This window comes from Polaromonas sp. P2_G11 (genome assembly GCF_056403595.1).
Genome location: NZ_JBFUFE010000002.1, coordinates 47,724 through 74,110, shown reverse-complemented (window position 1 = coordinate 74,110; position 26,387 = coordinate 47,724). Strand labels below are relative to the sequence as shown.

The window sequence follows — 26,387 nt, the reverse complement described above, 5'->3', positions numbered from 1 at the left end:
CCCAAAAACGATTCCAGATATACAGCCAGCAAAGAGCCTCTCGGGCCAGGAGCTGCCGCCCAGACTCCTAGGCATGACGTATCACGCGCAGTTCGAACATCCAGTCATGAAGTCGTGCGTTCACCTTGATGCCGCTGGACTCCCAGTCGAACCAGCCAATGTCGCTCAAGTCCTTGTTGTATCCAACCTCGCGCAGCAAGTCCGTGAAGTGCTTGTGCATGCCCGTTTCCGAGAGTTCAGCGCGCAGCTCCAACTCAATGCTCTGTTTGTTGCCTGGCGCGTTCCATATATTGATGCGCAACTGGTCGCCCAGGTCGCGTGCCGTCAATGCTTGTCCATGTACGCCAACCCGAAAGTCATGGCCAGTCCAATCGGGCAGGGCCGCAATCTGGCCTATCAATTCCGCATACGTGTGCCCCAGTATCTGGTCCAAACCAACGGCATCGATCAGCCCCATGGGAAGATCGGCAGGCAAGGCATCCACGAGCCCGCGCAAAGGTGTGTTGAGGAATGCCTTGTTCTCCTTTTGAACCTTGCGGCGCAGCTTTTCGTCCGCCTTGGGATCAATTCTCTGACCCTCATCCAGAGGCTCATACGATGCGGTTTGCAAAATCCCCTGCGCGTCGCAAGCCCACTTGGCCATCCACGTGAAGCCCTTGCCCGTCGCCTCCAGGCCATCAACGGGCAGGCTGTGCAGCAGTGCCAGCAGGTAGGCCACCGCATCGGCCGTGCCGTTGTCTGCGCCACCCAGTTCGATGCTGAGCTTCTTGCTGCCGCTAACCTGCAGGTACGCGCTCGCATCTTCCAGCGCGCCGCACAGCGCATCCAGAAACGGAACTTCAGCAGGGCCGTATTCCGAGCACGGCAGCAGCAGCGCGGCAACCAGCGCTCTTGCGTCTTTGCCGCTCGGTGCGCCCTTGAGCACCTCGGTGACTATCTGCCGCATGGCGGCATAGTCATCTTCACCCAGGGCTGAGGCCAACTGGGTGAGCAACTCGCGCGAGGACTTCTCGGCGCTGGCGATTTTGATTTTGACGGAGAACTGTTCGGACATGTAAAAACCTATTCCTGTGTGGATGGCTGGTGGCGCCGCTCAGGCCCCATCACTTCGAGTGAATAGCTATTGACGCTTATAACAAGCCGTATTGCTTGAAAAGAGCTTCCCAGGCCGCCGGATCAACGTCATCGCGATAGCCCATGGCCTGCTCAGCGAATGTCTCCGCCAAGGGCTCGCCGCCTACCTCGTCCGGAATCGGCGCACCCAGTTCCAGCAGCGTCCTGGCATTGTCAATGCGACCCTCCTCCATCGCCCGCCACAACGGGAAAGCCGAATCACCGTTGCAGAGCGTCACTTGCCCCAAGGTGGCACCCAATTGACGAAGTTTTCTCAGCAGCGGGGCTGTTTCGCTGCGGCCCGAAATATAGACTGCGACCCGGTCCAGTGCTTCCACGCTGGACGCAATCCCGCTGATGAGGTGGTCAAGGAACACAAGATCGGTGTTCCCCGAGGGCCAATTAAACGGCTGCTCGTACAGCTGAGGGAAGGGCGAGTCATTGCTACGCCCACTGACGCTTTTGACCTCGGAAAACCAGTCTATCGGTTGCTGGTCGTTCATCCACAAAATCACATCCAGTGCCGCGTGCTCCACGGCGGTGCAGAGAACAGCCTCCCTATCCTGATCTTGGTACTGTGTCTTCAGGGTATCGACATCGTTGTGCTTCGCGGACTCGACAACGACTTCATCACGCGACAGGTTTTCATAGAACCCTTCAGGCGCGATCAAAAGCGCACCCTGCTCCCTGAAGATCCGTGCGCCTAAGGAATTTTCACCACTGTCGAACGAGTGCCAAATCGGGCTGCCACACTGGGTGACGGGATTCAGGTTGTCTTTGCATCTCTCAACGACCCACCGGCAGGTTTCGATGGCTTCGAATTCTGCTGACGACAAAACAATATGCAATACAGTTTCGCCGTCGGTGTTGGTTTCGTAAGGGTCGAATCCCAGAGCACAAAGCGCCTTCAACACTGGCAGGTTGCACCAATATGCCGCAACGGTCGTTAGCGGCGCGGGATACTGACTAATACGGCGATTTTCACGAATGACGCCTTGTTCGATTAAATGCAGTGCAATAGGAGATGCCTCCCGGAGCATCAAGGCTTCGAGAATCTCGTCGTCAAGCGTTATTCTGGTCACGTCAATCTGGGGGACCAGGACTTCGGCACGGTTGAAATTCCTGTTGGCGAGCGCCCGCTGAAAGTCCGAAGTCGGGTCAGGTAGCGCAATGGACTGAAACTCTTTGAGAAAGGCTGCTTTCTTCTTGGTCTGTTTGCCATCCGCATAGAGTTCGACCTCGTTGTAGTCGTCGGCTCCGACATGCAGTTTGACCATGTGCGCGCCGAGTTGGAAAAGGGCCGAAAGAATGGGCCTGTATTCCGAGCGATCCCCGGCATAAAACTGCACGCTCACTACATTCCGATAGCGCCGAAAGCGCTCCACGGAGAACTCATTGCACGCACCGGGCAGCGACGCGCCCAGGCTTTGAAGTGCCTTGTCGAAATACGACTCTGTCGCACCGAGTTGCGCACCGACTCTCTGCCCAAAGGATTCCGCATCCGTTTCTGCTTTGAACAGGATTTCTGCGCTGAAGTCTTGCATCTATTAGTCTTTCATGAGGGAGATAAAACGCAGGCTTGCCGAGAATCTGATGCTCTCGGATGGACCCAGATATGCGTGAATCCTTGTAGGCTTCACCACTTGCGAGCGCGCCGCCAGATCGACAGTTCCTGGGTGTCAGGCCGGTTCTCGATGGTGGCCATGACGTCCAGCAGCCGCTTCGCATAAGGTGGCGCTTCGTCGGCAAACGAGTTGACCTGGGACTTGCTCAGCGTCCTCTCTCCGGTCAGGAAGTCGTGCGCGTTGCCGCACAGGCCGTGCACATCGCCCACGACCTTTTTGTTGAGGCTCTTGAGGTGCCCAAGGCTCTCGCCGAGATAGGCCACCTTCAGGGCCAACATCAACACGCCGTGGCGCCAGTACCAGAAGTCCTTCAGCTTCTCTTCGGTGGCGGTGGCATCGTGCACCAGGGTGTTGCCGTCATGGCCACTGTCGCCCCACTCGCTCGAAACCGCCACTTCCTGGGGCTTGTTCTTGAACGACAGCAACTCACCCAGGGGCAGCAGCGCCTGCTGCTCGTACACCGCCATGGCCCAGGTGCGGCCCTCGCAGCTGAATTTGACGAAACCGCCGCTGCTCACGTAGGGCGCGAGCCGGTCCAGCAGCGCATACAGGTCTTCGTCGATTTGGTCCCAGCTGATGTTGGTGATGCACAGCCCCGAGCGGCTGCTGGTGACTTCGCAGAACTGTTGGGTGAGGTAATCGGCCGCCGAGGTGGTCGCCGCATCCAGCAGGCCCTGCGCCCCCAGATCCTGGCGCATCTGCTTGGCTGCGGCGGGGCGGATGGTCAGGTCGATGTGTTTGACTTCTGCATGTAGGCCCATGGTGGTTCCTTTCAATTTCTATCAGGCCGTTGACTGATGGAGCAGCACAGGCCCCATCACTTCGAGTGAATCACTGCAGACTCTTGAGCACCCATTGCAGACTGTCCTTGCAGCGCGAAGACCCGAGATCAACCCCCATTTGCAAATAGTGCCGGGCCTTCTCCAGATCTTTGGGCCATTCGTCTTTGAATCTATCAAAGTGCGTGTAGGTGGTGCCCAGCAGCCACATGGCCTCCGTGCTGCCGCGCTCCGCGGCCTGAATGAACAATTCTTCAGCCTTGTTCGTGTCGCGCTCCAACCCGTACCTGTTATACAAATACAGCAAAGCCAGGATATGCAAATCATCCGCGTCACCCTGGGCGGCCCGCTCTTGCGCCAGAGTTTTCAACTGCATCCAGTGGAACGCACTGGGTTCTATCCCGTCCTGATACAAGGCATAAATCCGTGCGAGAGGGAATTTGGTCAGATCGGGGAAGCGCTGTAAGCGAAATGAAAACCGGTTCGGATGCAGCGTCAGCACGGCAGAAATATCTCCCGCCGCCCAATGCAGACAAGCATATTGCTCATCGGTACCTGCCTCGCCCAAAACTTCACGATGCAAAGGCCGCGTGATGACTTTCTCGACATGGGCCAGTGCTGCGTCGTAATCAAAATTCCAAGGGCCCAGTTGCCCGTTGATGGAGATGATCTCGAACCCGTTGACTCGCCCCAGATGCGGGCTCTCCACCTGGTCCGGCGACAACACGGTCTTGCTCAGCACCTCCAGATCAAAGCGATGATCCGAGTACTGGCTATCGGTCTTCACGCGCTTTAACGCGGCCAGCTTGTCGATGATGTGCGAAAACGAAACCATCATCACGCTGTCTTCTTGCAGCGATGACACCAGGCGATTGAAGTCGCCTCCCACCGTGTACTTGAACTGCTTGATGAGAAACCCGCAAGACGATTTCTCGGCAGCGGCATTGCGCTTTGCATAGGTCTCTGCGGAGTCGCCGTCGCCCGGTAGTTTGTGTTTCACCAACGTCAGCTTAGCAGCATCCTGCGTCCACTTCGCCGACCACCCGTGAGACGACTTCGCCGTCGCATCAAACGCAGTCAGGCCGACCGAAGCCAGCCACACAAAAAAGAACACGCAAAATCCATCGGCGTCACGGTCTGTTCCGTCCAGCTCCATGCGCAGTTTTTCGGCGCCATCGAGCATGACCTCCAACTCCGTGGCTTGGGTTGCTTCATGCAAGGCATCCACCACGTTGAACTGATAACTGGTGTATGGCGCATGCGGCAGGAAAATATCGGGCGACAACTTGTTGGTCGTCAGCGCCGACTTGGCGAGCGCAGAATCCGACAACAATGCCCGCAAGGCACTGCCGTCCTTGCTGTTCACTGCCGCAGCAAAGCGCGAAAGTGCCTGCAGGGCTTCAGGGCTTACTTTTTTGGCCGTGATTTTTAAAGAAAAAGGTTCTGACATTGTTAGTCTTACGCCAAAATTAGTGCCTGGCTATCGGCCGGCGATCAAGGCCGACACAGCCGTTGAACCAAATCGTCTGACAATCCCGCATCTTTCAGCCCGTATTCGGAGCCATGGAAGACCAACCCCATCGCACGCAAGGCGATCAGTACCTCCGCGATGTTTGCGGGCACATCCTCCTTGTCGTGCCAGCGCACCCACAAGCCGTTACCCGAAAATAACTGCTCGAAAGTCAGTTCTTTGGTTTTGAGCAGCCCAAAGAACTCCAGCGCTTGCGCACTGCGCCATTCAACAACACGCAGACAATTGATCGCGAAATCGCGGGTCTGTGCCAATGCGTGCAATTGCGCCGGGTTGGATTGCGCGATCGCTGCAACAAATATGCGATAGGAATCGCCAACCGCCGGGTGCTCATCGTTTAGCAGGTCCAGGTGATTCAGCGCGTAGTCCCGGCCAAAGAACGTATCGGGGGAATCGGGCGTATCGGCGACCAGGCGCCAGGGATGTACCCGCTGCAAATGGTCAAAAAGCACACCACATTGAAAATAACAGGCGTAGACATACAGCGCTTGCACCTGCGATTCGCCAAGCTGTACGACATCAATGTAGCGCGCCATCGAAGCTACATCGTGGTGCTTGATCGCGGTTAGCAAATTTGCATAAGCGTCACCCTCGTAAGCGGTCGCCGGAGAGATGAGCTGTAAATTGAGCGGCCATAATTTATCGCGCGCCGCATAGCGGTCTGCCGCATTCGCAATCCAGAGCGGAGAGCCCATCGATGAATCTGCATTCAAATCGGCGTTGCGATGCCTGAGTGCGCCAACCATGCCCACCCCGTTTTCCGTTGCACAAACGTGATGTATCGCAGCCAAACCATTCCGGTCACGAATATTCGGCTCGGCCCCGTGGCGCAGCAATCGATACATTGCGCCGTTGCGCTTGTCAGGAAGCCGTGATGCGACCAACAACGGGGAATCTCCGTTCGCATTGCGGGCGTTCACATCGCAGCCTTGTGAAATCAGCCATTCGATGTCTTCATCGCCGCAATGACGATAAGTTTTTGCCGCATAGTGCAGCACAGTATCGCCATCATGGTTCGCACGGTTCAAGTCACATTTCGCCAAAACACTACGCGCCGCAGGATAGCGATCTATGAAGTGGATAAGGTGCCAAAACATCAATACGCCGGCGAACTCTTCGTTTGGATCAGCGAGCGCCTTGAAGTATTTGCTCGCCAAGCGCACGCCAAGGTGACTGGAAAGGCCCACCGCAACGCGCGGGTCAAGCGCATCCAGGCGTTCAATCAGTTGATCTTTATTGATCGACTCGCCACCGTATAGGTAAGTTTTTTTACCCCCCAGGTCTTGATCATTACTCACTGTCTGCACGATCAAGGTCGCGCCGGGCAACTTCTTTAATAGCGCGCTCGGAAAGCGAAAATTGGAGTCATGCGTAAAGTCGAGTTGTAGAAAATTTTCCGCCTCTCGTATTCCTTCCAGATAGGGATTTTCATCTTTAAACTTGGTCTTGACGCCAAGCTCTGCCACCTGTTTGTTGAACGACTGCGCCGAAGTCGTCAACAACTCAAACTGCGCCTGTATCTGTTCACGTGTCGCGCGATCAACAAATAGTATCGACAACTGAGTTTCATTAAGAGACATACTTCTATCCTTGGAGCTTGAACGAAATGATCCGAACCTGAATTCAGGTGATCACAAAAGCTCAGCGAGCCGCGCTTCAATCGTCTTCAGCATGTTCACCGCATCCACCCCTTTGTTGCTGCGCTTAATGTGATTCTCAAGCAGCGTCTTGGCTCTCTCCAGGCGTGGCTGAGTGGGCAACCAATGCGCCATGAGGATTTTTGCTGCCGCGATATGGCCTTCATCCAATGCCTTCAGCATGGGGTCATCGCTTTTTTGACTCAACGCAAATTCATGGTGCTCAATGGCGTTGGGGTTGGCGCCGCGCTTGAGCAGCATGCTGACGAGTTCAACGCTCCCGCTCGATGCAGCCTTGTGCATAAGCGTTATCTGGTCGGAGCCGGTCGCGTTGACATTGCAGCCTGCATCGAGCAGCAGTTCAACCACATCGGCATGCCCATCCCTAGCTGCATTCAGTATGGGTGGTTCAGGCTCATAAGAACTAAACGCCGCATACGGCATATCCAGATCAACGCCCAACTTTGCCAGCGCCCTGATCTTGGCCAGGTCATGCCCGCGAATCGCCTTGTGAAGATCACGTGGCACATCACCGGTGTAGGCGTCGGAGGGTGGCGAGGAAACCATGCCCCGCGCCTTCAGGTAATCCACTGCACCCTTGATGTATCCAAGCTTCCAGTAAAGATTCTCGCCAGTCGCCAGCTTGACGTTGAGATCCAGCCCCATCGAATCGGCAAAGGCCAGGAACGCCGGGATTTCCTCCTCGCCGTGCGTTCGCAGGTCGAGCAAAGCCGGCACGCCGTTGGCGTTCAACGCGGATGGATCTGCACCATGTTCCATCAGCAGTTTGCAGGCATCCTGGTGCCGGTAAACGATGGCGTAGTGCAGTGGCGTTTGCCCGGCCGCGTTTCGGAGTGTGAGGTCTGCTCCAGCCTTGACCAGCATCTCGATGACATCAAACGATTTGTTGTTGATGGCAAGATGCAGCGGCGTTCTGAACCCGTCCTCTTTGATTCGTTTGTCGGGCGTCTGGACGTTCACATCCACGCCTGCTGCAATCAACAGCTTGACGATGGGCTTCTTGTCATGCAGCACGGCCAGATGGATGGGGTACACACCGGGCCGTACTTCCTGGTTCGGACTGATGCCTTTGGCCAGAAGCCGTTTGATCTCCGCCGACTTGCCTTTTTCCAATGCCGTGAGGAACGCAAAGTCGTCATCGAACTCGGCCACGGCGGCCACAAACTCCGCCTCTTTCGCCTTGGCCTTGCCGATTCGAACCAGCTTGGTGACACTGCCCGTGCGGCTGTCGTCAATGCTGGCGCGCAGGTGTGTGGCGCCCAATTCGATCAGTTCGCTCAGCAGCGTCTGGCTGTCCAGGCCCAGCTCCATGAATCGCAATTCCAGGCGTCGGCCAAAACGTTCCACGCGCTCGACGCGAATCCGTTCATCTGCATTCGCCTGAACGCAGCGCAAACCCAACGCCCCGAGGGCCTGGCTGGCCATATCCCACGCATCACCGGAAGCAGGCTTGAAAGCTTCCAGCCAGCGCTGACTGATGGCGTTGTCTTCAAAACAGAGGGTGGCAATCGTTCTTACTTCGGACATGGGGTCCTATTTACGTTCATCTTGCTGTGATACAGGGCATTTGGAGTTTCCTGCGTTTTATGGAAGCTGGTGGGGTTGGGAACTGCGAGCTGGGCCTGGGGCAGTTGATCAGGTCCATCAAAGTCGCGCAGTGCTCCTCTACTTGATGCACGCCGTGAAGTGGTTGTTGCTGTTGGACATGCATTGGTAGAAGGCGCGGTCCCTGCCCATGGCGGACTGGCAACTGGTCAGATTGGTCTCTGCCTTGGCGCGACGAAGCCTGGCGGCGTTGTTGTCGTAGTTGGCCTGGGTGATGTAGCCGGTTTTCAGGTTCTTGGCGCTCACCTCCAGCGCCGTATCCGCCTGGTCCTGCGCATTCCTGACCGCGCTGGCGCAGTCCAGCGGCACCTCCCTGGGGTCTGCTTTCTGCAGGGCTTTCTCCATCCCTTTTGCCAGGTCCTGTACGTTCTTGGGGATCTTCTTGGTGCCGTCGGCGTTGTATTCTGTGGCGCGCACCTTGCCGTTGTTGTCGCCGCCAAAGCCGCTGTTGCTGTGCAGCTTCAGTGGCTCGACGCCCTTTTCGGTGACGGGCGGCTGCGCGCCGTAGTGGGTCCGGCCCTCGGCATCCACCCATTTGTAGACGCCCTGGGCGTGGCCCGGAGAAGTGACGATCAGCAGAGCCAGGCTCATACCGAGAAATTGAGGGCTGATTTGCAAGCGCATGGTGGGGTTCAAGATAAAAAGCAGAAATTCACCGGGAAAAGTCGTAGCGGAGCGGGGGTGGGGTTGACTGGCGCAACGCCTTGCTAGGTTTCAGCGGGTTCAGCCACCAGGTTTTCGAGTTTCTGCCGCAACCGCTTCATGCCAATTTCCGCCCTTTTGTGCATGACGCTTTTGAATAAATGCAGGAGCGTGGCTTTGAATAGCAAGCTGTCGTTGCGACTGAGCATGCGCCATGTAACGCTGCAGGAATCAGCACCCGTTGCCTGAAATAGCATCTCCATTCTTGGCATCAAAGGCGAGAACTCGCCCTCTGTAATGAATACCTTGTTGGATTGGGCATCTTTGACCCTGATTTTGATTTTTCTTTTGCCCCTGAGAGGGACGGCGACCGTTTCCAGATATTCCTTGCCGCGCTGGGCGTGCTCAAGCGTGTTGGCTGATTCTATGAATAGAACGCCCGGAAACCACTCGGCAAAATGCTCGAGATTTGTCGCGTACAGGTATGTGGCCTCGACGGATCTGGCGATGGTTGCGGTCTGTTCAGTGAGTAGCTGCAATGCAATTTCCAATTTTCAGAACCAGCGAGGCCAAACTTGGCGCCGTGACTGGACGCCTTTGTTCGCCAAGCAAACAAAAGCCTCGGATATTACGGAAATATGGAGGTGCGGTCTTGAATCAAAACGACATGTGCGGCGCATCTTGTGGCACTGGGTGCACAAGAAGTACGGGCGCCTGTACACACCTGTGGGCAGGGCCCCGGGGCTATCAACGCGCCTTCAGCGCCTGCCTCAACCGGTAGGGCCAATAAGACTCCTGGGTTTCAATGGCGCGTTGCAGATCCGTTGGACTCAGACCCGAGTAGCGTTTCACTTCCCGGCACAAGTGCGCCTGGTCGGAGAATCCCATTGCATCGGCGACATCCACCAAAGACGAGCCGCCAAACGCGCTGGCGCCGTGTCCACGCGTCAATGTCGACTCCATGCGTACCAGCCCGCGGATCGAACGCATGGGAAGCCCCAATTGCCCCTTGATGAACCGCTCTCGTTGGCGCGTGCTTTGCCCATGGGTTGACGCGGATGCACGCAGCGCTACCGCATCAACCCAGTCATTGAACAAGGACAGGCCATCCGGCGGTGTTGCCACCGGCCGCGGCGAACGCACGGATATCCAGCGAGGCGTTAAAAAAGCTTCAATGATTTGAATGCGTGCCAGATCGTCGCTGGCCTGCAGGACGGCAATCGCCATCTGCTGCCAGTCTTTGCCCAGTACAGTTTGCAGATTCCTGGCCTGGTCCAGCAAACCGGCCACATTCAGATGCGTCAGTGCATGAAATGCATCCGGAAAAATAGTCAATGAAAACCCAAAGGCGGGGCCGTGGCTTTGCCAGACGCTGGGTTGCGTGCGAGGGCCGCGCAAGACGACCCGCCTTGACGACGGGGGCCATTCATCAACATCGATAGGCATCGATGATCGTCCACCGTGAATTGACCAGACAATACTGACCAGCGGAGACACCGGCAAATGACTGAAGCTTTGTTTGGGGCTCAGCTGGGCGTCCAAGGTGTCGCGCACCACATAAGCACATACGCAATCTGCCAGCAAGGGTGAAGGCTGGAATAGCGATGTGCGTGTGCCGGGGTGTATTGACCCGTCATCCACATCAAGATGGTTTATTGCCATGTTTTGCATTCAACTACGAGGCTAGCCGAAAGTAGGTATTACTTGCGAGGCGGACAGGCTCGTAGTCGTCAATATTTACGGAAATTTGTCGCCTTTCTCGCCTTTCGCTCGATTTTGGCGAATCAATGCTTTGCCGCTAGCGTGAAACGATTGGGTAGAAGTCTATTTCTCCATCGCCGTCAGGTCCGATCCGGTAACGAGCCGGCCTGGCTGGGGTGGGATGGATCTCTAGTCGCGCAAGACCGCCGCCGCACACGCCGAAAGGTATGGCGCCAAGAGTCACAGGCTCTGCGGGCAGATGCAGCGTGACTGTTTCGCCAGCCTTCACGAGTGCCGCCATCTTGTCGTTCACAAACAAGGTGGTTGGGCAATCGGATCCGGCAAACCCGGAGTCCCGCGTTACCGATACCGTGCCTTTGTCGGCCGCCGCCTCCGAGAACAGTAGATGTCGGGTGGAAGGTACTGTGGCGGCCTCGCCGCCCGGCGTTGGAATGCTGACGCAGCCAATCAGTGTGGTGAGCAAAGCAAAAGAGGCGACCAACTTCATGGTGATTCTTCAACGTTGTGCGGGGCCATCTGACCTGGAAAAGCTTGAGTCCAGGAACGCGGCCAGAATCAGCGCGACGGCCGCTTCGCGTTGAAAGCAGGGTTACCCATTCTTGAAACAACCGCAAAAATCGGGCKTAAAAAAACCGACTCTGCCCCATGCGGGAGAGAGTCGGTAGTCTTGGCGGAAACGGAGGGATTCGAACCCTCGATGAGGCTCTACACCCCATACTCCCTTAGCAGGGGAGCACCTTCGGCCACTCGGTCACGTTTCCAATAAATCGATTATCTCACGACTTCCCGGCCATTTTCAGGCGGCGGGCTGGTCCAGGTCAAAAGCCTTGTGCAGGGCGCGCACGGCGAGTTCCATGTACTTTTCGTCGATGACGACGGAAGTCTTGATTTCGCTGGTGGAAATCATCTGGATGTTGATGCCCTCTTCGCTCAGCACGCGAAACATCTTGCTGGCGATGCCCACGTGGCTGCGCATGCCGATGCCGACGATGCTGACCTTGCAGATCTTGGCATCGCCGGTGACTTCCTGCGCGCCCAGTTTTGGCACCACCTGGGTTTTCAGCAGGTCGATGGCCTTGGAGTAATCGTTGCGGTGAACCGTAAAGCTGAAGTCGGTCTTGCCGTCCTTGCTGACGTTCTGGATGATCACATCGACTTCGATGTTGGCATCGGCCACGGCGCCCAGGATCTGGTACGCGATACCCGGGGTGTCGGGTACGCCGAGCACGGAAATTTTGGCTTCATCGCGGTTGAAAGCGATGCCCGATACGATGGCTTGTTCCATGTTTTCGTCTTCCTCAAAGCTGATCAAAGTGCCTGACTTGGCCTCTTCGTTGATGTCGATGTCCCATTCGGTGAAGCTGGACAGCACGCGCAGCGGCACCTTGTATTTGCCGGCAAATTCCACCGAGCGAATCTGCAGCACCTTGGAGCCCATGGAGGCCATCTCCAGCATCTCTTCAAAGCTCACGGTATGCAGGCGACGCGCCTCAGGCACCACGCGCGGGTCAGTGGTGTAAACGCCGTCGACGTCGGTGTAAATCAGGCACTCGTGCGCCTTGAGCGCCGCCGCAATGGCCACGGCCGAAGTGTCGGAACCGCCGCGGCCCAGCGTGGTGACATTGCCGGCCTCGTCCACCCCCTGAAAGCCGGTGATGATGACAACTTTTCCGGCGTCCAGGTCTGCACGCACACGCTCGTCGTCGATCGACTCGATGCGGGCCTTGGTGTAGGCGTTGTTGGTCTTGATGGTGACCTGCCAGCCGGCGTAGCTCACAGCCTGCATGCCTTCGGCCTGCAGCGCAATGGCCAGCAATGCGCTGGAAGCCTGCTCGCCGGTAGCAGCCAGCGCATCAAGCTCGCGGCCATAAGCATCGCTTGTCCTGGCGGGCGCCAGTTCTTTGGCCAGGCCGAGCAAACGGTTGGTTTCGCCGCTCATGGCACTGGGAACGACCACCATCTGGTGGCCGGCCCGCGCCCATTTGGCCACGCGTTTGGCGACATTGCGGATGCGCTCGGTAGAGCCCATCGACGTGCCGCCGTATTTATGAACGATCAATGCCATTGCAGGATGTCAATCAGGAGTTGTTGCGGATTTTTTGCCGGGGACCTGTGTAAAAGCGCCCATTTGAGGGCTTTTAACGGCGATTTCGCGCCAGCAAAGCCTTCAATTATACCTAGGGACTACTACCCGGTTAGCTCGCCTTATCCCCTGCAGCCGCATAGTTCAGCACCGGGCCATTGCGCGTGACATGCCCGCTCGCCACCTTAAGGTGGATCCGGTGCCCGCGCGTGGTGCAGGCGGCGATTTGCAGGAGCAGTTGGTCGAGCTGTGCTGCGCTGGGAGTAGCTTGCTGCAGCGTTAGCCAATAGCGCAGCACATTGGCCTGCCGCGGCTGTGACAGGGATTGCAGGGATTTGATCACCGGGGGGGTTCCCACGGCAACCAGGTCTTGCTGTGCCACCTCGACCAACAACCCGTGCGCCTGGGCCGCGTGGCGCGCGCTGCGTGCAAAGGTTTCGCGAAACTGCGGAAAGGTTTGCGCCAACGCGGGCAGCAGGCGGGCCCGGATGCGATTGCGTGTGAACTGCTCGTCGGTGTTGGTCGGGTCTTCCACCCAGGTGATGCCGCGCGTCACCAGCCAATCGCGCAGCAATGCCCCGGGCACCGTCAGCAGCGGACGGTAATAGGTCATGCCGTCACGCTCCCATTGCGCCGGCATGGCGGCCAGCCCGGGCAGCCCCGCTCCGCGCGACAGCGCCAGCAGCATGGTCTCCACCTGATCATCGGCATGCTGGGCAATTGCTATGTTTTTAATAGCTGCTTGCGCAGATCCTTCCTGGGCTGCAGCCTTAAACGCCGCATAACGCGCCTTTCGTGCCGCGTCTTCCGGGCTCTCGCCGGAGGCGTGGCGGGCGTCCACACGCTGGACGATTAGCGGCACATTGAGCTGCGCGCAGAGGGCAACGCAGTGCTGCTCAAAGTCATCGGCCGCCGCCTGCAAGCCGTGATGAATATGAATGGCGTGAACCTGCCCCGGCCATTTCTCGGCGCAGGCCACCAGCAAGGCGACAGAATCGGCGCCGCCGCTGAGCGCTACGGCCAGCGGCAAAGCAGGTTGAAATTGGGAAATCGCAGCGGCGATCACGGCGCCGTCATTCATGGCTTGGCTTCGGCGAATCTTTCCCGGTCAATCCTGGCCCGCACCCATAGCACCCCGAGCGTGCCACCGATGGCGAACCAGCACCACAGGAGGTAGACGCCGCGTAGCGCTATGCCAAAAATACTCGAGACCAAACCATGGTCCCGCCAGGAGGGCGCCCCACCATCCGCAACAGGCCAGATGGCAGCAAAAACCAGCAGGAAACACCAGAACAGCAGGCCCCAGACCAACATGCGGTTCGGACTCTTGATTCGCGCGTAGCGGTCATGCTTGACTAGATAGTCCAGCCCGGCCCACAAGCCCACAAGGCCGGCAACAGGCGAAATCAGCCAGAGCATCGCGTAGTAGAAGCGCAGAAAAGGGTCGTAACCAGGAATCTTAGGCAACTGGTCCAGCATGGGCACGACATGGGCCATCGAGTCCATAAAGGAAACCGCCTGCGGCTCGGTGGCAAGCTCGCGCGGAACGAAACCGAACATGACCGACAGAAAAGTCGCATAGAGCGCGGCAGAGGTTAGCCAAAATCGCCGGCGCAACTTCGCCAGGGCTTCCTCTTCCTCGGCACTGTAAGGACCGATACGGGGGCGCACCATGGTCTTGTCGCTCCAGCTTGTGCCGGGGCGCCTTACTTGCCGGCGTCAGCCTTGGTGTCTGTGAAGCGGCCGTAGCTTTGCAGGCGCTCGTAGCGGCGGTCCAGCAGCTCCTTGACCTTCAGGTCACTGACCTGGCGGAAGGCGTCATTGAGGGCTCGCTTAAGGAACGCAGCCATCTGCTTGTGGTCGCGGTGGGCGCCGCCCACGGGCTCGTTGACGATCTTGTCGATCACGCCCAGGGCCTTGAGCCGGTGCGCGGTGATGCCCAGGGCCTCGGCAGCTTCCTGCGCCTTGTCGGAGGTTTTCCACAAGATGGAGGCGCAACCTTCCGGGCTGATGACGGAGTAAATCGAGTACTGCAGCATGACCACCTGGTCAGCCACCGAAATGGCCAGCGCGCCGCCGGAGCCGCCTTCGCCGATGATGGTGGTGATGATGGGCACTTCGAGCTGCGCCATCTCGAAAATATTGCGTCCGATGGCTTCGGACTGGCCGCGCTCTTCGGCATCAATGCCGGGGTAAGCGCCCGGTGTGTCGACAAAGGTGAACACCGGCAGCTTGAACTTCTCGGCGGTTTTCATCAGGCGCAGGGCTTTGCGGTAGCCCTCGGGCTTGCTCATGCCGAAGTTGCGCAAGCCGCGCTCCTTGGTGTCGCGGCCCTTCTGGTGGCCCAGCACCATGCAGGCGGTGCCGTTGAAGCGAGCCAGGCCGCCGACGATGGACAGGTCGTCGGCAAAATGCCGGTCGCCGTGCAACTCAACAAAATCGGTGAAGATTTCGTTGACGTAGTCCAGGGTGTAGGGGCGCTCTGCGTGGCGTGCGATCTTGGTGATCTGCCAGGGCGTCAGGTCGCTGTAGATGTCTTTGGTGAGTTGCTGGCTCTTTTTGGCCAGCTGGTCGATTTCTTCAGAGATATCGACAGCCGACTCGGTCTGTACGTAGCGCAGTTCTTCAATTTTTCCTTCAAGCTCCGCAATCGGTTGCTCGAAATCGAGGAAGGTCTTCTTCGCCATGTGCTGCTCCTCAGGGCTTCATGAAACTTAAATTTGCTCGGTACCCGTGGGGGTACCCAGAACCGGTAATGGGTCCAGAGAGCGCCAAATATACCAAGTTGCCACGCTGCAGTAAGGCGACCAGGCGGCGGCCACCTCTCGCGCGTCGCTGCGGCTGACGGATTCACCCGAAAAGTAATTCTGGCTGATGCCGGTGATCAGCCCCACGTCGTCCAGCGGCAGGACATTGGGGCGCATCAGGTAAAAAATCAAAAACATCTCGGCCGTCCAGCGGCCGATGCCGCGGATGGCCACCAATTCTTCAATGATGGCTTCATCGTCCATCGCCGCCCAGTCTTTGACGTGAACGGTGCCGGCATCAAAGTGGATCGCCAGGTCCACCAGGTATTCGACCTTGCGGGCGCTCAGCCCTGCTGCGCGCATGTCGTCAACTTTGAGGCGCAGCACGTTGGCAGGCGTCACTTTTTTGGGTAGCGCCGAAAATTTGGCCCAGACACTTTGCGCCGCCTTGACCGAAATTTGCTGGCCCACGATGCTGCGCGCCAGAGTACCAAAGGCATCGCCGCGCGTTTGCAGGCAGGCGTCGCCGAACAGGGGAATCAGCCGCTTCATCACGCGGTCTTTTTTGACCAGGTGTTTGCAGGCATCGGCCCAATACTCGGGCACCGTGGTGGCCGGCTCGGGAACGTCGGCCAGCTCAGCGCTGGCCGGGCCGCTTTTCACTATCTTTTTCATAGCTGCTTGCGCACGTCCATATTGGGCTGCGGGCCTGAATGGCTTGAAAAACAGGGTGAAAGAGCCGTCCAGAACCTCACGATTGCACCTCCCAGGTGGTGCCGCTGGGCGAATCCTTCAAAACAATGCCTTTGGCCAGCAGGTCCTTGCGGATACGGTCGGCTTCGGCGAAGTCTTTTGCCAGCTTGGCGGCTGCGCGCTGCGCGATCAGCAGCTGGATGCTGGCGTCGTCCAGGCCGGCGCCGGCCTGGAGGTAGGCTCCGGGCGAACCTTGCAGCAGGCCCAGGCAGCCGCCCAGGTTTTTCAACAGCCCTGCGAGTTCGGCAGAGCCTGTCCGGTTGACTTCACCGGCCAGCTCGAACAGCACAGCCACGGCCTCCGGCGTTCCGAAGTCTTCGTCCATGGCCGACTTGAAGCGCTGCGCAAACGGGTGGGCCCAGTCGGTCGGCAGCGCGGCGGGCTTGACGAGGTCCAGCGACGTGTAAAGCCGCTTGAGCGAGTTGCGTGCATCGTCCAGGTGGGCGTCGCTGTAATTCAAGGCGCTGCGGTAGTGGGCGCGAACGATGAAAAACCGCACGGTTTCGGCATCGTATTTGGCGAGCACTTCGCGGATGGTGAAGAAGTTGCCCAGCGACTTGGACATCTTCTCGTTGTCGACGCGCACAAAACCGTTGTGCACCCAGAAGCGGGCCAGCGGCTTCCCGTTGGCCGCCTCGCTCTGGGCGATTTCATTTTCGTGGTGCGGGAACTGCAGGTCCGCGCCGCCGCCGTGAATGTCGAAGGTCTCGCCCAGCGTGCCGCGGCACATGGCCGAGCACTCGATATGCCAGCCTGGACGGCCGGGGCCATAGGCGCTGTCCCACCTGGCGTCGTCGGGTTCGGTGGGCTTGGCGCTTTTCCACAGCACAAAGTCGAGCGGGTCTTCCTTGCCATCGAGCACAGCCACGCGCTCGCCGGCGCGCAGCTCGTCGAGCGACTTGCCCGAGAGCTTGCCGTAGCCGGGAAACTTGCGCACCGCGTAATTCATGTCACCGGTGGAGCCCTTGTAGGCCAGGCCTTTTTCCTCCAGCGTGGCAATCATGCCCAGCATCTGCGGCACGTACTCAGTCGCACGGGGTTCCAGCGATGGAGGCTCTATGCCCAGCGCGCCGATATCCTGGTGCATGGCCGCGATCATCTCGTCGGTCAGCTGGCGGATGGTGATGCCGCGCTCAACCGCCCGCCTGATGATCTTGTCGTCGATGTCGGTGATGTTGCGCACATACGTAACCTTCAGGCCGCTTGCCTTGAGCCAGCGTTGCACCACGTCGAACGCCATCATCATGCGCGCATGGCCGATGTGGCAGAGGTCGTAAATCGTCATTCCGCACACATACATGCGCACATGGCCGGGATCAAGCGGGGAAAATTCTTCCACGGCACGCGACAGCGTGTTGTAAATGCGAAGGCTCATGAAAATTATGCTGCGGGGGCCTGGCATCGGCCGGAAGCAGCCGGTGGTCAGGCAAAGGAAAGAAGCTTTATCTCACGGACGCCGCAGGCGGGCAAGGGCCATTCGGCGTACACGCGAAAACGTGCGATAAAAACGGAAAGTACGGAATTCTGGGGGCCATGAACTATACCCCCCTCAGTTACAATCGCCCAGTATATCCAGCCCGTCCGACAACGTTCAGCGGCTCCCGGGGCGCCCTGAAAAGCCTGGCTGTTTATGTTGACTTTCCGCCCAACGGCTGCCAAAACAGCACCGGGGGCTTTAAAACAAATCGCGAGAGTGCCATGCCCACGCCAAACTTCCTTACACGCAATCCGCTGTCCGCCTCCCTGCGCATGCTGGCCGTGGCGGTCACCCTGTCGGTGTCCGTGGCCCATGCCGACGACTACGCCGACGTCAGCCGCCTGATGCGTGCCGGCCAGTATGCCGAGGCGCAGGCCAAGGTTGACCAGTACCTCGCCGGCAAGCCGCGCGACCCGCAAATGCGTTTCTTCAAGGGCGTGATCCAGACCGAGACCGGCAAGACAAACGAGGCCATCGCAACTTTCACCAAAATCACCGAAGACTACCCCGAGCTGCCTGAGCCCTACAACAACATGGCCGTGCTGTATGCCGGCCAGAGCCAGTTCGACAAGGCCCGGGCGGCGCTTGAAATGGCGATCCGGACCAACCCCAGCTACGCCACCGCACATGAAAACCTGGGCGACGTCTACGCCAGGCTCGCCAGCCAGGCCTATAGCAAGGCCCTGCAACTCGACGGCGGCAACGCTGCCGTTCCGCCCAAGCTGGCATTGATCCGCACCCTGTTCTCCGCCGAATCAAAAAGCCCGACGAAGCCGGCTGCCGGCGCACCGACGTCTGGCCCGGCCACAACGGCCCCTGCGGCTCCCGCAGCGGCTGCCAAGCCAGCGCCGGCAGCCCCGGTGGCCGCAGCGCCTGCTCCTGCCGCGCCGCCGGCAACACCCGTAGCACCGGCTGCCGTCGCAGGCACCGAAAAAGAAGTCGAAGCAGCCGTGCGCAGCTGGGCCCAGGCCTGGTCCGACAAGGACATGAACGGCTACCTCAGCAGCTACGGCCAGAACTTTGCGCCGCCCGGCAAGCAGGCACGCAAGGCCTGGGAAGAAGACCGCCGCGCGCGCATCGTCGGCAAGTCGCGCATCAGCGTCAAGCTCTCCGACCTGGCCATCGCCGTACAGGGCGCCAAGGCCACGGCCAGGTTCAAGCAGGACTACAGCGCCGACTCCATCAATATTTCCAGCCGCAAGACGCTGGAGATGGCCAAGGCCGGTGATCGCTGGGTCATCGTCAAGGAATCCACAGGCGGCTGATCGCTGGCGGCCGGCCTGACCCAAGTGCATTGTTCAGCCTGTTCCTGTCCGTCTGTGTTGGCCGGCAAACTTTCGTGGAAGCCCGCATGAAAAAAGCGGCCGCAACGCTTCTCTTCATCGCACCGTGCCTGGCGCTGGCCTTTTCGCCTGCGCGGGCCGAAACCCGCGCGCACACAACCAAGCGGCCCGCCCCGGCAAAAGCCCCCGCCCCGCATGAGGCGCGCGGCGGCGAAGCGGAAGCCCGGCTGATTGAAATCTACAAACTGATCGGCCAGGCGAATTCGCGCGAAGCCCTGCGCAAGGCCGAAGGCCTCGTGAAGGACCACCCCAACTTCCAGCTGGCCCAACTGGTTTACGGCGACTTGCTGGCCGGCTTTACACGCCCTGTCCGCACGCCCGGCGACGTTCCGGATGCCGCTGCCAAGACTGCTGCAGCCCTGCTGGCCGAGTTGCGGCAGGAGTCGCTGCTGCGCCTGCGCGCGCTGCGCGAGCGGCCCGCCCCAGGCCTGGTACCGTCGCAATTCCTGGTGCTGTCATCGCGTAACAAACACGCCATTGCCGTCGATGCGTCCAGGTCACGCCTTTACCTGTTTGAAAACACCAGCGCGGGCCTCAAACTCGTGGCGGACTATTACATCTCGGTTGGAAAATCCGGCATTGAAAAATCCGTCGAAGGCGACCTGCGCACGCCGGTCGGCGTCTACTACATCACCAGCAACCTGAACCCCAAATCGCTGCGCGACTTTTACGGCTCGGGCGCACTGCCCATCAACTACCCCAACCAGCTCGACGTCAAGCGCGGCAAGACCGGCGGCGGCATCTGGCTGCACGGGACACCACCGGCGCAGTTTTCCCGGGCACCGCTGTCCACCGACGGATGCGTCGTGCTGGCCAACCCCGACCTGGAGCGCATCATCCGCACCGTCGAGGTGCGCAGCACGCCCGTCGTGATTGCCCACAGCCTCAAATGGGTGGCGCCGCAATCCCTGGCGGCCGACACCCGGTCGTTCGAAACCGCGCTGCAAAGCTGGCACCACGCCAAGTCCAGCGGCGACATGGCCAAACTTACAACCTGGTACACACCCGATTTCACAAGTTACGGCAAGACGCTGGCCGAATGGACGCCGCTGCTGCAAAGTGAGCTCAAGCAACTCGGTGGGCGCGACATCCTGCTCAAGGACGTGTCTTACCTGCGCTGGACCGACAGCACCGACACGATGGTGGTAACCTTTGGCGAACTGATCAAGGGCGCCAAAACCGGCCGCACCAAGCGCCAGTACTGGATCCGCCAGGGAACCCAGTGGAAGATATTTTTCGAAGGAACCATTTGATGGCAGTTCACATGACGTTTGCGGCGCTTGCGGCGTTTTCTCCCTTGCGCCGCGCCACACTCGCAGCAGTGACGGCGGCGGGCGTGGCCCTCCTGGCCGGCCCGGCGCTCGCGCAAAGCGCGCCGAAGGTCAAATTCGTCACCAGTGAAGGCGACTTCGTGGTCGAGGTCTATCCCGACAAGGCGCCCAAGACCGTTGAAAATTTCCTGCAGTACGTCAAGGACAAACACTATGACGGCACGATTTTCCACCGCGTGATCAGCAACTTCATGGTGCAGGGCGGCGGCTACGACGCCACCTACGCCGAGAAGAAAACCCGCCCGCCGGTGCCGCATGAAGGCCGCGAGGCGCTCGCCAAGGGTGGGCCCAAAAACGTGGTCGGCACGCTCGCCATGGCGCGCACCAACGATCCCAATTCCGCGTCGTCGCAGTTCTTCATCAACGTAAAGGACAACGACTTCCTGAACCCCACGGTGATTCCCCCCGGAGACCCGGTTCCGAAGTTTGAATACCAGGGCCGCGTCTATGAAAACACCCCGCGCGCCCAGCTCGTCAACGCACCCCAGCTCTTTGGCTACACCGTATTCGGCAAGGTCGTCAGCGGCATGGACGTCGTGAACAAGATCAAGGCCGTGCCCACCGGCGCCGGCGGCCCCTTCCCGACGGATGTTCCCAAGACGCCCGTCCTCATCAAATCAGCAACCCTCGTCAATTAATTGACACAGCCCTACAGGACACCATCATGAGCAATCCCAAAGTAGACCTCCACATCGCCGAATACGGCGTCATCACGCTGGAGCTCGACGCCGCCAAGGCACCCAAGACCGTTGCCAACTTCCTGAACTACGTCAACAAGGGCCATTACGCCAACACAGTGTTTCACCGCGTGATCCCGGGCTTCATGGTGCAGGGCGGTGGCTTTGAACCGGGCATGAAACAAAAGCCTACCGACGGCGAAATCGAGAACGAAGCCAACAACGGCCTGAAGAACGACAACTACACCGTGGCCATGGCGCGTACCAATGCACCGCACTCGGCCAGCTCGCAATTCTTCATCAACGTGGCCGACAACGGTTTCCTGAACCACACCGCACCGAACGCATCGGGCTGGGGTTATGCCGTGTTCGGCAAGGTAGTGGCCGGCGCCGATGTCGTCGACAAGATCAAGGCCGTCAAGACCGGCCGCAAGGGCTTCCATGACGACGTTCCGATGGAAGACGTGATCATCCAAAAAGCCGTTGCAGTGGCCTGAGTGCCCTTTCGGGCCGCGCTTGCCGAAATCCAGCCGGTGAACACCCCCCAGGCCGTGCCCCCCATGGCGGAGCTGCCGGCCCCGCCCGTGTGGCGCACGGTCGACTTCATTTCCGACCTGCATTTGCAGGCCTCGGAGCCGGCTACTTTTGCGGCCTGGCAGCACTACCTTGAAACCACGCCGGCCGACGCGGTCTTCATCCTGGGTGACCTGTTTGAAGTCTGGGTCGGTGACGACGCTGTGGACGGCGACCTGCTCGATCCTGCCGCCGGCTTTGACGCGCGCTGCGTGCAGGCCATGGGCAATGCTGCAGGCCGGCTGGCCCTGTTTTTCATGCACGGCAACCGTGACTTCCTGGTGGGCCAGGCCCTGATGGACCTGTGCAACGCTACCTTGCTGGCAGACCCGACCGTGCTGGTTTTTCCCGCCGGCACCGGGCGGCGCTGGCTGCTGTCGCATGGTGACGCCTTGTGCCTGGACGATGTCGACTACATGAACTTTCGCAGCCAGGTCCGCAGCCCCGAATGGCAGCGCGCCTTCCTGGCCAGGCCGCTGGCCGAACGCCAGGCGATTGCGCGCGGGCTGCGCGAGCAAAGCGAAGCACGCAAGAAGTCCGGCGCACAATATGCCGACGTCGACACCCAGGCCGCGCGCCAGTGGCTGCAGGCGGCCAATTCCCGCACGCTGATTCATGGCCACACGCACAAGCCTGCCGTGCATGACCTGGGCGGCGGCCTGTCGCGCGTGGTGCTCAGCGACTGGGACCTGGGCGCCCCGGCGCCGCGCGCAGAAGTGCTGCGCCTGACCGCAGATGGGCTGCAAAGGATTGCGCTGTGCTGACCCTTGTTTCATTTCGCTTAACCACAACCTTCATCCCATGCTGAACTGGTTACGAACACTTGGCGGCTCCAAAGCCCCTGCCAAAACCATCCCGGAAACCCTGTGGATGGACACCCTGCTGCAGTTCCCTTTTCTGGCCCGGCGGCCGGTCACCGAGCTGCAGGAGCTGAACGCACTGACCGACAAATTCCTGAAGCAAAAGGAATTCACCGGCGCACACGGCCTGAAAGTCACCGATGAAATGGCGGTCGCGATTGCCGCACAGGCCTGCCTGCCGGTGTTGCACCTGGGCCTGCGCTGGTATGACGATTTCAAGGGCATCGTGGTTCACCCCGGCGCCATGCTGGCGCGCCGCCAGGTCACCGACCAGGCCGGCGTGGTGCACCACTACAGCGAAGAACTGCTGGGCGAAGCCATGCAGGGCGGCCCCGTCACCCTGAGCTGGCAGGACGTGGCCGGCGCGGGCGAGTCGGCCGAGCACGGCCACAACGTGGTAATTCACGAATTCATCCACAAGATCGACATGCGCGACGGCGCCGCCGACGGCTGCCCACCCTTGCCCACGCGCAGTGCCCTCACCTCGTGGCATGCGGTCATGCAGCCGGCTTACGACGGGTTCTGCGAAAAAGTCGCCATGGCCACACGCTTCGGCGCCGAGCCGCCATGGCTGGACAGTTATGGCGCCAGGTCACCGGCCGAATTTTTTGCCGTGGCGTGCGAAGCCTATTTTGTGAACCGCACACGCTTCACGCAGGACTTCGCGCCCCTGACCGTGCTGTTCGACAAGTTTTTCATGCCGAAGTAAGCCGCGGCCGGCTTTCCGGCCGCCTGGCGCGCCGGGTTGACAATTTCCACAAGGGAAATCACCCCTCAGCCCAATCTGGCCAAGCGCAAGCAGCTATCAAATACATAGCAACCGGCCGGCCCGATTTGGTTCTTTTCAGGCCGGCTTAACCCCGTTTCCCTCGCCCCTTCGTTTCAATGGGCTCCACCACTTTCTGGAGCTCACGTGAAAACCCCTCTTCTTGCCTCTTCGATCCTGCTGGCCATCCTCACCATGACCGCCCTTCCCGCGCAGGCCGTCGGCCGGCTGGCCGATGTGACCGTGATTGACCGCAACACCGGCGCCACGCTGCCGCTGTACCACCACCGCGGCGAATACTGGGTGGCCGGCCAGTACGGCGCCAAATACGCCATCGCCGTGCGCAACAAGCTCGGTGAACGGGTGCTGGCCGTAACCGCCGTCGACGGCGTGAATGTGCTGAGCGGCGAAACCGCCGCCTGGGACCAGACCGGTTATGTGTTTTCGCCCTGGCAGCAGTACCAGGTCACCGGCTGGCGCAAAAGCAGCAGTGAGATCGCAGCATTTGAATTTTCCGCACTCGGGGATTCGTACGCCGGCCGCACCGGCAGGCCAGGCAACGTCGGCGTGATCGGTGTGGCGCTCTTCAGGGAGCAGGCTCCCGAGCCGGTCGCCCAGACGCCCGCCTATTCCAGCCGTAAGGAACGCGAAGCCGATGCATCGCTGGGATTTCGAAACGCCCCTTCACCTTCATCAGCCTCACCGGCACCTTTGGCGGAATCATCCACCGCCGGAAAATCCGCGCTGGCCGACCGCGCCAGCGGCAGCGGCAGCGCGGAAGCTTCTGCCTTGTCCGAAGACCGGGTTAGAAGGCTGCCGTCTACACCCCTGCCTGCCGCCAGGCTCGGCACAGGCCACGGCGCACGGGAAAACTCACTGGTGTCACAGACCACCTTCGCGCGCCTGCAAACACAGCCCAACGAGGTCATCCGCATCCGCTACGACAGCCGCGAGAACCTGATCGCCAGCGGCGTGATCCGCGAACCCGTGGCGCGCAACCCCATCCCTGATCCGTTCCCGCAGTCAGGAAACCCGTCTTATGTACCTGACCCTCCAAGGTATTGAGCCCCCACGGTCGCTCACTTCGTGTAGCTTCCTGCCCCCCGAGGGGGCCGCCCGCCTGCAGTCCGGCAAAGCCGGCCCTGCGGCTCAGGCTTGCATGAAGAACCCCCACGCGGCGGTCTGTTGCCTTGGGGAAGATCGCTCGCCGCGCAGTGATAATCTGGCGCATGCCCAGCGCCACGACGACAGCCGACGACGAAGACAGCGACGAATCGCTGATGCTGCGTTATGCGGCCGGCGACATGGCGGCTTTTGATGCGCTGTATGCGCGGCATGAACTGGGCGTGTGGCGCTATGTGTTTCGCAGTGTGCGGGTACAGGCGGTGGCCGACGACCTGCTGCAGGATGTCTGGTTCGCCGTGGCACGCAGCGCCGCCACCTATACGGTGACAGCGAAGTTCAAAACGTGGCTGTTCACCATGGCGCACAACCGGATGGTCGATTACTTCCGCACGGTAAAGCAGCATGTCAGCATCGATGGACGCGGCGACGATGAAGAAGGCCTGGGCCTTGGCGATACGCTGGCGGCCGACTCGGGCTTCGGCCCGGTGCGCCGATTGGAGTCCAGCGAGCAGGCCGAGGCGCTGATCGCCGCGGTGGAACGGCTACCGCTGGAACAGCGCGAAGCCTTCCTGCTGCAAGCCGAAGCCGGCATGAGCGTGGAAGACATCGCCACCGCAACCGGCGTCAGCTTTGAAACCGCCAAGAGCCGCCTGCGCTATGCCCGGAACAGCCTACGCCAGCAGCTACAGGAGTTTGCATGACAGAGCCTGAACACAGCCCGCACGGCGACGAGCTGCTGCAGCGCTACCGGGAGGCCAGCGCAGACGACACACGCCGCCCCGGCGCGCATGTGCGTGACGCCGTGCGCGCCCACGCGCAGATGGTGATCGAAGCCGGCAAGCAGGCCGGTGCGCCGCAAGCTGTCGCCAACACCGATGCAGCGCAGCGCCCGGCAGCCAACCAGTCGCGCTGGAAAATCTCCGCGCTGGCAGGCCTTGCGCTCGCCGGCTTGACGGGGCTGCTGGTGCTGCAATTTGACCGGGGCACCGACGAGGAAAAAGAACTGGCGTTTGGCCAGCCCAGTCCTACGGCGCAGTCGTCGCCGGCAGCGGCACCTTCGGCAGCAACAGGAACAGCACCACCGGCTTCGCCACCGATGGCCGCGACTCCCGATCCTGTAGCGCCGCAAACGCCTACACCGGAACCTGACGCCCGGAAGCGGTCTGCCGAAACAGCCAAGCCGGCCTTGAAGTCACCGGCCCATCCGGCACAGGACAAGGCAGTGGCCTCTCCTTCAGCGGATGAGCCAGCCACGCGGAAAAAAGAAACCAGGGCACCAATGGACACCACAGCGCCCTCAACTGCGCCGTTTGCCACACCAGCGCCCGCTGCCATGCCCGCTCCTGCACCTGTCGCCCCCATCCAGGAAAATGCGCAGCCCTGGCCCGGGCAGGCGCCGCACATGGAGGGCATGGGGGTCGGATCGCTGTCGGCATCACCATCGCAGGCGGAGACGCCCGCCGCAGCGCCAGCTGCGCGTGCTGCAGGCGCGCCCCCCCCTGCTGCGGTTGGCGCGGCCGCGCCTGCAGCACGCGCCGTAGCGCCCCTACAAAAGCAGGAAGGCGCCCTGCAATACCGCGCACCGCGTGCGGAAGCGGGTGCCGGGCCCAACCGCCTGGCCGGGGCTCTGCAGGACGCTGCCCGTGCAGGACGCCTGGAGCTACTGGAGCGCCTGCTCCAGCAAGGCGCACCCGTCAACGCAGCCGATACGGCAGGCCGCACGCCGCTCATCCTGGCCGTCATGCAAGGCCACACCGCCGTAGTTCAGCGCCTGCTGGCAGCCGGGGCCAACCCGGCGCTGGTGGATCAGGAAGGACTCAACGCCCTGCAGCATGCGCGGCGGCTGGGCTTTGACGGGATCGCCCACCTGATTGAAGCAGCCTCCTGAGCGCCGGAACGGCATTGCGCCGCGGACTTACAAAGACAATTGGCTTGCAGCCCAATACTGGCGGGCGCAAGCAGCTATGTATTCAATAG

General features: G+C 60.3%; 25 protein-coding genes and 1 tRNA gene. 9 read left to right on the top strand and 17 right to left on the bottom strand.

What is annotated here, in order from left to right; all coding sequences use genetic code 11:
• Nucleotides 1-67: 67 nt before the first annotated feature.
• From AC1DWQ_RS06995 to cysS, 17 genes are all read right to left on the bottom strand, one after another.
• A complete protein-coding gene (locus AC1DWQ_RS06995; RefSeq protein ID WP_477669002.1) occupies nt 68-1,054 on the bottom strand; it encodes a hypothetical protein in 987 nt (328 codons plus the stop codon).
• Between the two features lie 76 nt (nt 1,055-1,130).
• Nucleotides 1,131-2,657 (bottom strand): ankyrin repeat domain-containing protein, encoded by a 1,527-nt coding sequence (locus AC1DWQ_RS06990; RefSeq protein WP_477669001.1) that lies wholly within the window; start codon nt 2,655-2,657, stop codon nt 1,131-1,133.
• Nucleotides 2,658-2,749: 92 nt separating this feature from the next.
• Nucleotides 2,750-3,499: a hypothetical protein gene (locus tag AC1DWQ_RS06985; protein WP_477669000.1), complete on the bottom strand. Its 750-nt coding sequence runs from the start codon at nt 3,497-3,499 to the stop codon at nt 2,750-2,752.
• 70 nt (nt 3,500-3,569) lie between these two features.
• Entirely contained in the window at nt 3,570-4,967 is a 1,398-nt protein-coding gene (locus AC1DWQ_RS06980) for a tetratricopeptide repeat protein (RefSeq protein WP_477668999.1), read from the bottom strand.
• Nucleotides 4,968-5,011: 44 nt separating this feature from the next.
• The gene (locus AC1DWQ_RS06975) at nt 5,012-6,628 is read right to left on the bottom strand and encodes an ankyrin repeat domain-containing protein (RefSeq protein ID WP_477668998.1); all 1,617 of its coding nucleotides are present in this window, start codon (nt 6,626-6,628) and stop codon (nt 5,012-5,014) included.
• A gap of 51 nt (nt 6,629-6,679) precedes the next feature.
• The gene (locus AC1DWQ_RS06970) at nt 6,680-8,131 is read right to left on the bottom strand and encodes an ankyrin repeat domain-containing protein (RefSeq protein ID WP_477668997.1); all 1,452 of its coding nucleotides are present in this window, start codon (nt 8,129-8,131) and stop codon (nt 6,680-6,682) included.
• Nucleotides 8,132-8,371: 240 nt separating this feature from the next.
• Complete coding sequence (locus AC1DWQ_RS06965; protein WP_477668996.1) at nt 8,372-8,902, bottom strand: DUF4124 domain-containing protein; 531 nt, start codon at nt 8,900-8,902, stop codon at nt 8,372-8,374.
• 116 nt (nt 8,903-9,018) lie between these two features.
• The gene (locus AC1DWQ_RS06960) at nt 9,019-9,492 is read right to left on the bottom strand and encodes an SRPBCC family protein (protein WP_477668995.1); all 474 of its coding nucleotides are present in this window, start codon (nt 9,490-9,492) and stop codon (nt 9,019-9,021) included.
• Between the two features lie 208 nt (nt 9,493-9,700).
• Nucleotides 9,701-10,351 (bottom strand): helix-turn-helix domain-containing protein, encoded by a 651-nt coding sequence (locus tag AC1DWQ_RS06955; RefSeq protein WP_477668994.1) that lies wholly within the window; start codon nt 10,349-10,351, stop codon nt 9,701-9,703.
• Between the two features lie 400 nt (nt 10,352-10,751).
• Nucleotides 10,752-11,162 (bottom strand): hypothetical protein, encoded by a 411-nt coding sequence (locus AC1DWQ_RS06950; protein ID WP_477668993.1) that lies wholly within the window; start codon nt 11,160-11,162, stop codon nt 10,752-10,754.
• A gap of 181 nt (nt 11,163-11,343) precedes the next feature.
• Nucleotides 11,344-11,436, bottom strand: a tRNA-Ser gene (locus AC1DWQ_RS06945).
• A gap of 35 nt (nt 11,437-11,471) precedes the next feature.
• Nucleotides 11,472-12,740: an aspartate kinase gene (locus AC1DWQ_RS06940; RefSeq protein ID WP_477668992.1), complete on the bottom strand. Its 1,269-nt coding sequence runs from the start codon at nt 12,738-12,740 to the stop codon at nt 11,472-11,474.
• A 130-nt stretch (nt 12,741-12,870) separates the two neighbouring features.
• Nucleotides 12,871-13,839 carry a tRNA lysidine(34) synthetase TilS gene (gene tilS, locus AC1DWQ_RS06935; protein WP_477668991.1) on the bottom strand — a complete coding sequence of 323 codons (969 nt, stop codon included), beginning with the start codon at nt 13,837-13,839 and terminating at the stop codon, nt 12,871-12,873.
• A complete protein-coding gene (locus tag AC1DWQ_RS06930; protein ID WP_477668990.1) occupies nt 13,836-14,432 on the bottom strand; it encodes a hypothetical protein in 597 nt (198 codons plus the stop codon). The genes tilS and AC1DWQ_RS06930 overlap by 4 nt, the downstream gene beginning before the upstream one ends.
• Nucleotides 14,433-14,464: 32 nt before the next feature.
• Nucleotides 14,465-15,445: an acetyl-CoA carboxylase carboxyltransferase subunit alpha gene (locus AC1DWQ_RS06925; protein WP_092131429.1), complete on the bottom strand. Its 981-nt coding sequence runs from the start codon at nt 15,443-15,445 to the stop codon at nt 14,465-14,467.
• Between the two features lie 27 nt (nt 15,446-15,472).
• On the bottom strand, nt 15,473-16,180 hold the full coding sequence (locus AC1DWQ_RS06920) for a DNA-3-methyladenine glycosylase family protein (RefSeq protein WP_477668989.1): 708 nt from the start codon (nt 16,178-16,180) through the stop codon (nt 15,473-15,475).
• Between the two features lie 76 nt (nt 16,181-16,256).
• Nucleotides 16,257-17,633 (bottom strand): cysteine--tRNA ligase, encoded by a 1,377-nt coding sequence (cysS, locus tag AC1DWQ_RS06915; RefSeq protein ID WP_477668988.1) that lies wholly within the window; start codon nt 17,631-17,633, stop codon nt 16,257-16,259.
• Between the two features lie 323 nt (nt 17,634-17,956).
• On the opposite strand from cysS, the gene AC1DWQ_RS06910 reads away from it, so the two are divergent.
• The 9 genes from AC1DWQ_RS06910 to AC1DWQ_RS06870 all read left to right on the top strand — a co-directional run bounded on the left by AC1DWQ_RS06910 (nt 17,957) and on the right by AC1DWQ_RS06870 (nt 26,298).
• On the top strand, nt 17,957-19,000 hold the full coding sequence (locus AC1DWQ_RS06910; protein WP_477668987.1) for a L,D-transpeptidase Cds6 family protein: 1,044 nt from the start codon (nt 17,957-17,959) through the stop codon (nt 18,998-19,000).
• 86 nt (nt 19,001-19,086) lie between these two features.
• The gene (locus AC1DWQ_RS06905; RefSeq protein ID WP_477668986.1) at nt 19,087-20,331 is read left to right on the top strand and encodes a L,D-transpeptidase family protein; all 1,245 of its coding nucleotides are present in this window, start codon (nt 19,087-19,089) and stop codon (nt 20,329-20,331) included.
• Nucleotides 20,331-21,047, top strand: a complete 717-nt coding sequence (locus AC1DWQ_RS06900) for a peptidylprolyl isomerase (protein ID WP_477668985.1) — start codon at nt 20,331-20,333, stop codon at nt 21,045-21,047. The genes AC1DWQ_RS06905 and AC1DWQ_RS06900 overlap by 1 nt, the downstream gene beginning before the upstream one ends.
• A gap of 26 nt (nt 21,048-21,073) precedes the next feature.
• On the top strand, nt 21,074-21,583 hold the full coding sequence (locus AC1DWQ_RS06895; RefSeq protein WP_477668984.1) for a peptidylprolyl isomerase: 510 nt from the start codon (nt 21,074-21,076) through the stop codon (nt 21,581-21,583).
• 63 nt (nt 21,584-21,646) lie between these two features.
• The gene (locus tag AC1DWQ_RS06890) at nt 21,647-22,423 is read left to right on the top strand and encodes a UDP-2,3-diacylglucosamine diphosphatase (RefSeq protein WP_477669604.1); all 777 of its coding nucleotides are present in this window, start codon (nt 21,647-21,649) and stop codon (nt 22,421-22,423) included.
• Between the two features lie 37 nt (nt 22,424-22,460).
• Nucleotides 22,461-23,228 carry a M90 family metallopeptidase gene (locus AC1DWQ_RS06885; RefSeq protein ID WP_477668983.1) on the top strand — a complete coding sequence of 256 codons (768 nt, stop codon included), beginning with the start codon at nt 22,461-22,463 and terminating at the stop codon, nt 23,226-23,228.
• A gap of 252 nt (nt 23,229-23,480) precedes the next feature.
• Complete coding sequence (locus tag AC1DWQ_RS06880; RefSeq protein ID WP_477669603.1) at nt 23,481-24,350, top strand: hypothetical protein; 870 nt, start codon at nt 23,481-23,483, stop codon at nt 24,348-24,350.
• A gap of 164 nt (nt 24,351-24,514) precedes the next feature.
• Nucleotides 24,515-25,111, top strand: coding sequence for a sigma-70 family RNA polymerase sigma factor (locus AC1DWQ_RS06875; protein ID WP_477668982.1), 597 nt, complete (start codon nt 24,515-24,517; stop codon nt 25,109-25,111).
• On the top strand, nt 25,108-26,298 hold the full coding sequence (locus tag AC1DWQ_RS06870) for an ankyrin repeat domain-containing protein (protein ID WP_477668981.1): 1,191 nt from the start codon (nt 25,108-25,110) through the stop codon (nt 26,296-26,298). Before AC1DWQ_RS06875 ends, AC1DWQ_RS06870 begins: the two co-directional genes overlap by 4 nt.
• The last annotated feature ends 89 nt before the right edge of the window (nt 26,299-26,387 follow it).